Annotated in this window: 8 protein-coding genes; 7 read left to right on the forward strand and 1 reads right to left on the reverse strand. The window is 71.3% G+C overall.

Annotated features, from left to right (window positions below; all coding sequences use genetic code 11):
* On the reverse strand, nucleotides 1-1,780 hold a 1,780-nt coding region (locus tag HMPREF3105_RS04050), incomplete at its 3' end, for an MDR family MFS transporter (RefSeq protein ID WP_070708824.1).
* 165 nt (nucleotides 1,781-1,945) lie between these two features.
* Here HMPREF3105_RS04050 and HMPREF3105_RS04055 point away from each other — a divergent pair.
* The 7 genes from HMPREF3105_RS04055 (at nucleotide 1,946) to HMPREF3105_RS04085 (ending at nucleotide 9,024) form a co-directional block, all read left to right on the forward strand.
* Nucleotides 1,946-2,935, forward strand: a complete 990-nt coding sequence (locus HMPREF3105_RS04055) for a 2-hydroxyacid dehydrogenase (RefSeq protein ID WP_070708825.1) — start codon at nucleotides 1,946-1,948, stop codon at nucleotides 2,933-2,935.
* A 32-nt stretch (nucleotides 2,936-2,967) separates the two neighbouring features.
* A complete protein-coding gene (gene lysS, locus HMPREF3105_RS04060; protein ID WP_070708826.1) occupies nucleotides 2,968-4,482 on the forward strand; it encodes a lysine--tRNA ligase in 1,515 nt (504 codons plus the stop codon).
* Between the two features lies 1 nt (nucleotide 4,483).
* Nucleotides 4,484-4,723 carry a hypothetical protein gene (locus HMPREF3105_RS04065; protein ID WP_070708827.1) on the forward strand — a complete coding sequence of 80 codons (240 nt, stop codon included), beginning with the start codon at nucleotides 4,484-4,486 and terminating at the stop codon, nucleotides 4,721-4,723.
* A 164-nt stretch (nucleotides 4,724-4,887) separates the two neighbouring features.
* Nucleotides 4,888-5,190, forward strand: a complete 303-nt coding sequence (locus tag HMPREF3105_RS04070) for a histone-like nucleoid-structuring protein Lsr2 (RefSeq protein WP_036314827.1) — start codon at nucleotides 4,888-4,890, stop codon at nucleotides 5,188-5,190.
* Nucleotides 5,191-5,346: 156 nt separating this feature from the next.
* Entirely contained in the window at nucleotides 5,347-7,902 is a 2,556-nt protein-coding gene (locus HMPREF3105_RS04075; RefSeq protein ID WP_070708828.1) for an ATP-dependent Clp protease ATP-binding subunit, read from the forward strand.
* Nucleotides 7,903-8,229: 327 nt separating this feature from the next.
* Complete coding sequence (locus tag HMPREF3105_RS04080) at nucleotides 8,230-8,412, forward strand: Rv0909 family putative TA system antitoxin (protein WP_041104640.1); 183 nt, start codon at nucleotides 8,230-8,232, stop codon at nucleotides 8,410-8,412.
* Between the two features lie 96 nt (nucleotides 8,413-8,508).
* Complete coding sequence (locus HMPREF3105_RS04085) at nucleotides 8,509-9,024, forward strand: amino-acid N-acetyltransferase (protein WP_070708829.1); 516 nt, start codon at nucleotides 8,509-8,511, stop codon at nucleotides 9,022-9,024.
* Nucleotides 9,025-9,228 lie beyond the last annotated feature (204 nt).

The following is a 9,228-nucleotide window of genomic DNA, read 5'->3' on the forward strand; positions in this document are numbered from 1 at the left end:
CCACCGGCGACGCCGTCGCCGGGCGCTCGGCCGCCACCGCCCGGGACTCCTCCGGGTCCTCGGCGGGATGCTGCCCCTGCGCCGCGGTCACCACGGGGATCGGACCGGTCGCGGGCAGCGTCTGCATGGCCTCGGCCGTGGAGTGGGTGGCCAGGTCGGCGCGGGTGGCGTGGAGGCGCTCGGAGGTGGTCATGCGACCCAGCGGGATGTTCGGCAGGAACAGGATCGCGATCAGCGCGACGATTGCGAGGGGCACGCCCACGAGGAACGCGTGGGAGATGCCGGTGGCGTAGACGTCCTCGAAGATCGAGCGCAGGCCGTCGGGCATCTCTGCCACGCGTGGCAGGGTGCTGGACTGCAGGCTCTCGGACCACTCGGCGGCGTCCGGGCCCAGGCTGCGCAGGGCCGCGGCGAGGTCCGCGCGGCGCTCCTCGATGCGGTCCGGGACCACGTTGGAGACCACGGCGCCCATCACGGCGACACCGATGCTGCCGCCCAGGGTGCGGAAGAAGGTGACGCCGGAGCTGGCGACGCCCATCTGCCGCGGGTCGGTGGTGTTCTGCACCACGAGCACGAGGTTCTGCATGGTCATGCCGACGCCGGCGCCGAGCAGGAACATGTAGAGGGACACCAGCCAGAAGGAGGTGTCGTAGTGCAGGGTGCCGAGCAGGGCGGTGCCGGCGATCAGCAGGACGGCGCCGATCACGAGCCAGCGCTTCCACACGCCGGTGCGGGTGATGAGGCCGCCGATCACCGTGGAGGACACGAGCAGGCCGAGGATCATCGGGATGGTCATGAGGCCGGCCTGGGTCGGCGTCGCGCCGCGGGCCAGCTGCATGTACTGGGCCAGGTAGACGGAGGAGCCGAACATGGCCAGGCCCGTGGCGATCGAGGCGATCGTCGCGAGGGTGAAGGTGCGGTCGCGGAAGAGGGTGAGCGGGATGAGCGGCTCGGCGACGCGCAGCTCGGTCACGACGAACAGGACGGTGGCGACGGCGGCGCCGCCGAGCATCCACGCGGTGGTGGTGCTGGCCCAGTCGAAGTCGCGGCCGGCGCTGGTGACCCAGATCAGCAGCAGCGCGGTGGCCGCGGTCAGGAACACGATGCCGAGGTAGTCGATGGACACCTTCTGGCGCTCGCGGTGCGGGAGGTGGAGGGTGCGCTGCACCATCACCAGGGCGACGACGGCGAAGGGCACCGCCACGAAGAAGTTCCAGCGCCAGCCCCACAGGTCGGTGATCACGCCGCCGGCGAGCGGGCCGCCCACCGTGGCCACGGCCATCACGGCGCCGAACAGGCCCATGTAGCGGCCGCGCTCACGCGGGCTGATGATGTCCGCCATGATCACCTGGCTGAGCGCGACGAGGCCGCCGCCGCCCAGGCCCTGCACGGTGCGGCAGACGATCAGGAAGGTCGGATCGTGGGTGAACCCGGCCGCCGCGGAGGCGGCGACGAAGATCGCCAGGGCGACCTGGAAGAGGACCTTGCGGTTGACGAGGTCGGCCAGCTTGCCCCAGATCGGGGTGGCGATGGCCGTGGCGAGCAGGGCCGAGGTGATGACCCAGGTGTAGGCGGTCTGGTCGCCGCCGATGTCGTGGATGATCACCGGCATCGAGGTCGAGACCACCGTGTTGGCGATCATCGAGACGAACATGCCCAGCAGGAGGCCGGTCAGGGCCTGGAGCACGGAGCGGTGGCGCGCGGCGTCGGCGGCGGCGCGCTCGAGCGAGGGGGCGCCGGCCGGCGCGACGGCCTCGGGGGCGGGGGAGGTTGGGGTCATGGGGTCCTTCGGCGGGAGGGGCGGCGCGGTGATTGACATGAGTCAATGATTGACGAGAGTCAATCATAAGGGGCGTCGGACCGGGCCGCACCCGCCGTCCGCGGTTAGCCTGGTCACGCCGGACGACGCCGCGTCCTCCCCCCGATCCGAGAGTGAGGCCCCGCCGTGACCCCCCGTTTCCTGCTCATGACCCGCCTCCCTGAGCCCGGGCTCGGGATGCTGCGCGAGGCCGGAGAGGTGGTGAACGGCGCCGACGTCGGAGGGGACGCCGCGCTCGCGCGGCTGGTGGCCTCGGGGGACTACGACGTCGTCGTCGCGGCCCTGGACCAGAAGTTCACCGCCGACGTGCTCGCCGACGCGCGGATCAGGGGCATCGCCAACTACGCGGTCGGCTACAACAACGTGGACGTGGCCGCCGCGACGCGGCGGGGGATCGCCGTCGGCAACACCCCGGACGTGCTCACGGACGCCACCGCGGACATCGCGATGCTCCTGATCCTCGGGGTGACCCGCCGCGTCCACGAGGGCGAGCGGATGGTGCGCGAGGGGCGCTTCCACGGCTGGGCGCCGGACCTGCTCGTGGGCCGGGACGTGCGCGGCGCGACCCTGGGCCTGGCCGGTTTCGGGCGGATCGGCAAGGCGGTGGCCGAGCGTGCGCTCGCCTTCGGCATGGACGTCGTGTTCGCGCCGCGGCCGCCCGCGCACCGGGAGGTCGCGGCCGCGGAGCTCGGCGACCTCGCCGGCCGCGTCCGTCAGGTCCGCTGGGAGGAGCTCGTCGAGGTCGCGGACGTCCTGTCCCTCCACGTGCCCCTGACGGACGAGACCCACCACCTCGTGGATGCGGACGTGATCGCGAAGATGAAGGACGACGCCGTCCTCGTCAACACGGCCCGGGGGCCCGTGGTGGACGAGGCGGCCCTCGTCACCGCCCTGCGCGAGGGGCGGCTCTTCGGCGCCGGTCTGGACGTCTACGAGGACGAGCCCGCCCTCGCCCCGGGCCTGGCCGAGCTGGGGAACGTGATGCTCCTGCCGCACCTGGGCTCCGCCACCCGGGACACCCGCGCCGCGATGGCCGAGCTGGCCGCGCGCAACGCGATCGCCATGGCCACGGGCGCGGAGGTCCCGGCCCTCGTCAACCCCGGGGTGCGCGGCTGACCGGCGGGGCGCCGTCGGTAGACTCGGGGACCGTGACCACCCAGAACTCCGCCTCCGCCGCCGTCGACCACCACGATCAGCAGGCCGTCCGCGCCGCCAAGCGTGAGCAGCTGCTCGCCTCGGGCCGCGAGGCCTACCCCGTGCAGGTGCCGCGCACCCACGCGCTGGCCGAGGTGCGTGAGCGGTTCGACGGCCACGAGCCCGACTGGGCCTCGGGCGAGACCGTGTCGGTGACCGGGCGCGTCGTCTTCCTCCGCAACACCGGCAAGCTCTGCTTCGCCACCCTGCAGGAGTCCGGCGCGGACGGGGAGGCCGTCCGCCTCCAGGTCATGGTGTCCCTGGCCGCCGTCGGTGAGGAGTCCCTGGCCGACTGGAAGAAGGTCGTGGACCTGGGCGACTTCCTCTCCGTCACCGGCGAGGTGATCGTCTCGCGCCGCGGCGAGCTGTCCATCATGGCCTCGGCATGGGAGATGGCCTCCAAGGCGCTGCGCCCCCTGCCCGTGCTGCACGCGGACCTGAACGAGGAGACCCGCGTCCGCCAGCGCTACGCGGACCTGATCGTGCGCGAGGAGGCCCGCCGCATGGTCTACACCCGCGCCAAGGTCACCTCGGCGGTGCGGCGCACCCTCGAGGGCCACGGCTACGTGGAGGTGGAGACCCCGATGCTCCAGCTCGTCCACGGCGGCGCCCTCGCGCGTCCCTTCGAGACGCACCTCAACGCGTTCGACCAGCCGATGACCCTGCGCATCGCCACCGAGCTGTACCTCAAGCGCGCCGTCGTCGGCGGCATCGACCGCGTGTTCGAGATCGGCCGCGTGTTCCGCAACGAGGGCGTGGACTCGACCCACTCGCCCGAGTTCACCACCCTCGAGTCCTATGAGGCGTGGGCGGACATGCACGTCATGGCCGAGCGCATGCAGGAGATCATCCTCAACGCCGCGGACGCGGTGGGCGCCGGGCGTCGGCTCGAGACCGCGAAGGGCGTCATCGACCTCGACGGCGAGTGGGCCTGGGTCGCCGTGTACCCGGGGCTGTCCGAGGCCGTGGGCCGCGAGATCACCCCGGACACGGACGTCGAGACGCTGCGGGCGATCGCCGCGGAGCACGAGGTCAAGGTGGACCCCGCGTGGGACGCGGAGAAGCTCGTGATCGAGCTGTTCGGTGAGATCGTGGAGCCCACCCTGATGAACCCCACGTTCGTGTACGACTACCCGCCGGCCGCCCAGCCGCTCGCGCGCCCGCACCGCTCGGAGGACCGGGTCATCGAGGCCTGGGACCTGATCATCGGCGGCATGGAGCGCGGCACCGCGTTCTCCGAGCTGATCGACCCCGTCATCCAGCGCGAGCGCCTGACCGCCCAGTCGGCGATGGCGGCCGCCGGCGACGACGAGGCCATGCAGCTGGACGAGGACTTCCTGCGCGCCCTCGAGTACGGCGCCCCGCCCATGGGCGGCATCGGCCTGGGCATCGACCGCCTGGTGATGCTGTTCACGGACGCCGGCATCCGCGAGACCATCCTCTTCCCGCTGCTCAAGCCGGAGGCCTGACATGGCCGACTTCTGGGACTACTTCTCCGTCCTCGCCCCCTCGATCGGCCTCGGGCTCATCTTCTGGCTGGTGATGCGCTCCCTGCTGCGTTCGGACACGGGCGAGCGCGAGAGTCAGGCCCGCCGGCTCTCGGGCGCGGACGCGCGGGCGGCCCGCGAGGAGGCCGAGGCCCGTGAGTGGGCGGCCCGACGCCGAGCCGAGGGCCGGCCGGAGGCCGATCCGGAGGACCGCGCCCGCTGAGATTCCTTCCCCGGCGTTGAAGAATCCTTCTGACCGGCTTTGTTGCGGTATTCTTGAATCACCACAAGTGCACGGCCGGAATCGTGAGCACGCGGGAAAGAACCCCGAGAGCGAAGACCGGAACCCAGGGACACGCGCACGAGAGAAGAAAGTGGGAATCACCGTTGGCACAGAAGGTAGAAGTGGTCCTCGTGGATGATCTTGACGGTTCGCCTGCAGATGAGACCGTGAACTTCGCATTGGACGGTCGCAATTACGAGATCGACCTGTCGAAGGAGCACGCTGCGGAACTCCGTGAGTTCCTGAAGCCCTACATGAAGAAGGGCCGCGCCGTGGCGCCGCCGTCGCCCAAGGTCGAGGCCGCCCAGATCCGCAAGTGGGCGGCCGAGAACGGCTACGAGGTCTCGAGCCGGGGCCGTCTGCACCGCGACGTGGTGGAGGCCTACCGCAACGCGAAGCGCAAGTGAGCGCCCCGCCCGGGTGCGTCGAGGAATCGGCGTCCCCGGGCCTCGTTCCGGCCCCTCCCGACGACGGCCGGGCCGCTTCTCCCGCTGGCGAACAGTCGCGCGGCACGCGGCCCGGGTGCGTAGTCTCGACCACGACCGTACGCAAGGAGTGTGCCCATGTTCGAGAGATTCACCGACCGCGCCCGGCGGGTGGTCGTGCTCGCCCAGGAAGAGGCGCGCATGCTCAACCACAGCTACATCGGTACCGAGCACATCCTGCTCGGTCTGATCCACGAGGGTGAGGGCGTCGCAGCCAAGGCACTGGAGTCCATGGACATCTCCCTGGGCGCCGTGCGAGAGAAGGTGCAGGAGGACATCGGCCAGGGTCAGCAGAACCCGCCCGGCCACATCCCCTTCACGCCGCGCGCCAAGAAGGTGCTCGAGCTGTCCCTGCGCGAGGCGCTGCAGCTCGGCCACAACTACATCGGCACCGAGCACATCCTGCTCGGCCTGATCCGCGAGGGTGAGGGCGTGGCCGCCCAGGTCCTCGTGCAGCTCGGCGCGGACCTGAACCGCGTCCGTCAGACGGTCATCCAGCTGCTCTCCGGCTACCAGGGCGGTGCCCAGGGCGGCAAGGAGACCGCCGGCGCCGGGGTGGGCCAGGGTGGCGAGGCCGGCCAGAACGCCGGCTCCGTGGTGCTGGACCAGTTCGGACGCAACCTCACCGCGGCCGCGCACGACGGCAAGCTGGATCCCGTCATCGGGCGTGCGGGCGAGATGGAGCGCGTCATGCAGGTGCTCTCCCGCCGCACCAAGAACAACCCCGTGCTCATCGGCGAGCCCGGCGTCGGCAAGACCGCCGTCGTCGAGGGCCTGGCCCAGGCGATCGACCGCGGCGACGTCCCGGAGACGCTCAGGGACAAGCAGCTCTACTCGCTGGACCTCGGCTCGCTCGTGGCCGGCTCCCGCTACCGCGGCGACTTCGAGGAGCGCCTGAAGAAGGTGCTCAAGGAGATCCGCACGCGCGGGGACATCATCCTGTTCATCGACGAGATCCACACCCTCGTCGGGGCGGGTGCGGCCGAGGGCGCGATCGACGCCGCCAGCATCCTCAAGCCGATGCTGGCCCGCGGTGAGCTGCAGACCATCGGCGCCACCACGCTGGACGAGTACCGCAAGCACATCGAGAAGGACGCCGCGCTCGAGCGCCGCTTCCAGCCGATCCAGGTCGCCGAGCCGTCCGTCGAGGACGCCACGGAGATCCTGCGCGGCCTGCGGGACCGCTACGAGGCGCACCACAAGGTCTCCATCACGGACGGCGCGCTCAAGGCCGCCGCCGGCCTGGCGGACCGCTACGTCTCCGACCGGCACCTGCCGGACAAGGCCATCGACCTGATCGACGAGGCCGGAGCGCGTCTGCGCATCCGTCGCATGACCGTCCCGCCGGAGATCAAGGCCTACGAGTCCCGGATCGCGGAGGTGCGCACCCAGAAGGAGGCCGCCATCGACGGCCAGGACTTCGAGGGCGCCGCCCGCCTGCGGGACCAGGAGCAGCAGCTTGAGGACGAGCGTCGCGAGAAGGAGCAGGCGTGGCGCACCGGCGCGGACGCCGACGTCGCCACGGTGGACGAGGACCTCATCGCCGAGGTGCTCTCCAAGTCCACCGGCATCCCGGTGTTCAAGCTCACCGAGGAGGAGACGGACCGCCTGCGCAACATGGAGGACGAGCTCCACCGCCGCGTGATCGGCCAGGACGAGGCCATCAAGTCCCTGTCCCGCGCCATCCGCCGCACCCGCGCGGGCCTGAAGGACCCGAACCGCCCCTCGGGGTCGTTCATCTTCGCCGGCCCCACCGGCGTCGGCAAGACGGAGCTGGCCAAGTCCCTCGCGGAGTTCCTCTTCGGGGACGAGGACGCGCTCATCACGCTGGACATGTCCGAGTTCCAGGAGAAGCACACCGTCTCGCGTCTGTTCGGCGCCCCTCCCGGCTACGTGGGCTACGAGGAGGGCGGCCAGCTCACCGAGAAGGTCCGCCGCCGTCCGTTCTCCGTGGTGCTGTTCGACGAGGTGGAGAAGGCCCATCAGGACCTCTTCAACTCCCTGCTGCAGATCCTCGAGGACGGTCGCCTGACCGACTCGCAGGGCCGTGTGGTGGACTTCAAGAACACCGTGATCATCATGACCACGAACCTCGGCACCCGGGACATCTCCAAGGGCGTCATGACCGGCTTCCAGTCGTCCACGGACACCACCACCGGGTACGAGCGGATGAAGGGCAAGGTCAAGGAGGAGCTGCGCCAGCACTTCCGCCCCGAGTTCCTCAACCGTGTGGACGACGTGATCGTGTTCCCGCAGCTGCAGAAGCACGAGATCGTGGAGATCGTGGACCTGTTCGTCTCCCGCCTCGGCAAGCGACTGGCGGAGCAGGACCTGTCCATCGAGCTCACCCAGTCCGCCAAGGATCTGCTCGCGGACCGCGGCTACGATCCGGCCATGGGCGCCCGCCCGCTGCGCCGCACCATCCAGCAGATGGTGGAGGACCAGCTCTCGGAGAAGATCCTCTTCGGCGAGATCCCGGCCGGCTCCCTCATCACCGTGGACGCCACGGGCGAGGGGGAGGGCGCCGAGCTGACGTTCGCGTTCTCCGGCGGCCGGGAGGCCCTGGAGGGTGCGGACCTGGCCGAGCTCGAGTCCGGTGCCGGCGATCCGGTGGACGCCGACCGCTCCGTGTGACCTGCGGGGTCTGACCCACGACGCCGGACCGCGCGTCCGGTGGCCACGGCCCGTCGCCCCTCCCCCTCGGGGAGGAGGCGGCGGGCCGTCGTCGTGCCCCCGCGGGGACGCCGGGGCCGAGGTCCGCGACACCGCCGCCGGCATCAAGGACGGCCTCGCGAAGGACCGCTGAACCGGCCCGCCTCCCCGCAGGCGCGAGAGGGGTTCCCTCGCGGCGGGATCGGTGCCACTGTGGTCTGCGACCGCTCGACGGTGGTCCTGTCTCCGCTTCGGCCCGGCACTCGCCGGGACGGCCGCGGAGCAGCCCCGAGAAGAAGGAGGCCGCCCATGGGTATCGGTGACCTGAACAACCTCGCAAACCAGCACTCGGACAAGATCGACGAGGCCGTGGACAACGCTCAGGAGCAGCACGGCGACAAGCTCGGCGAGCACGGCGACACCGTGAACAAGGGTGTCGACGGCGCGCAGGAGAAGTTCCTGTCCGGGGACGAGGGCGAGCAGCAGGCCTGAGCCTGCCGTCGACGCCGCGGGAGCCCCCGCCCGGTCCGCCGGGATGGGGGCTCCCGTCTGTCCGGGGTCGGGATGTCCGTGCCTAGACTGGACCCCATGCCTGCCGACCGCCCCCTCACCCTCCGCTCGGCGCGGACCCAGGACGTCCCGGTCATCCAGGCGCTCGTGGAGCCGCTGGCGCGGGAGCGCGTGCTGCTCCAGAAGGAGGCTGTGGCCTACTACGAGGCCATCCAGGAGTTCGTGGTCGCCGAGGAGCCGGATGGGACCCTGGCCGGCTTCGGCGCCCTCCACGTGATGTGGCAGGACATCGCCGAGGTCCGCACCCTCGCCGTCTCGGAGGCCCACCGGGGGGCCGGCGTCGGGCACCTGGTCCTCGAGGAGCTGCTGGACCGTGCGCGGTCCGTGGGCGTCGAGCGGGTCTTCTGCCTGACCTTCGAGGTCGAGTTCTTCCGCCGGCACGGTTTCGAGGTGATGGCGGACCAGTCCGCCGTGGACCCGGAGGTCTATGCGGAACTGCTGCGCTCCACGGACGAGGGCGTCGCCGAGTTCCTGGACCTCGCCCGGGTCAAGCCGAACACGCTCGGCAACACGCGGATGATCCGCCGCCTCTGAGCCGCCGCACCGCGGGCCGCCCCGTGCCCCGGCGAGGTCAGGCCGGGAAGGTGAGGCCGCCGTCGGCGTCCCGGGCCAGCAGCCCGTCCGACACGAGTCCGGCCACGCACCGCGCCCACTGCGCGTCGTAGGGGCGGTGCGACCCGAGCCGGCCCCCGGCCACGACGACGGCGGGCACCTCCGCCTCGGCCACGCGCCCGTGCT

It is taken from the genome of Micrococcus sp. HMSC31B01, from assembly GCF_001816085.1.
GTDB classification, from domain to species: Bacteria; Actinomycetota; Actinomycetes; order Actinomycetales; family Micrococcaceae; genus Micrococcus; species Micrococcus luteus.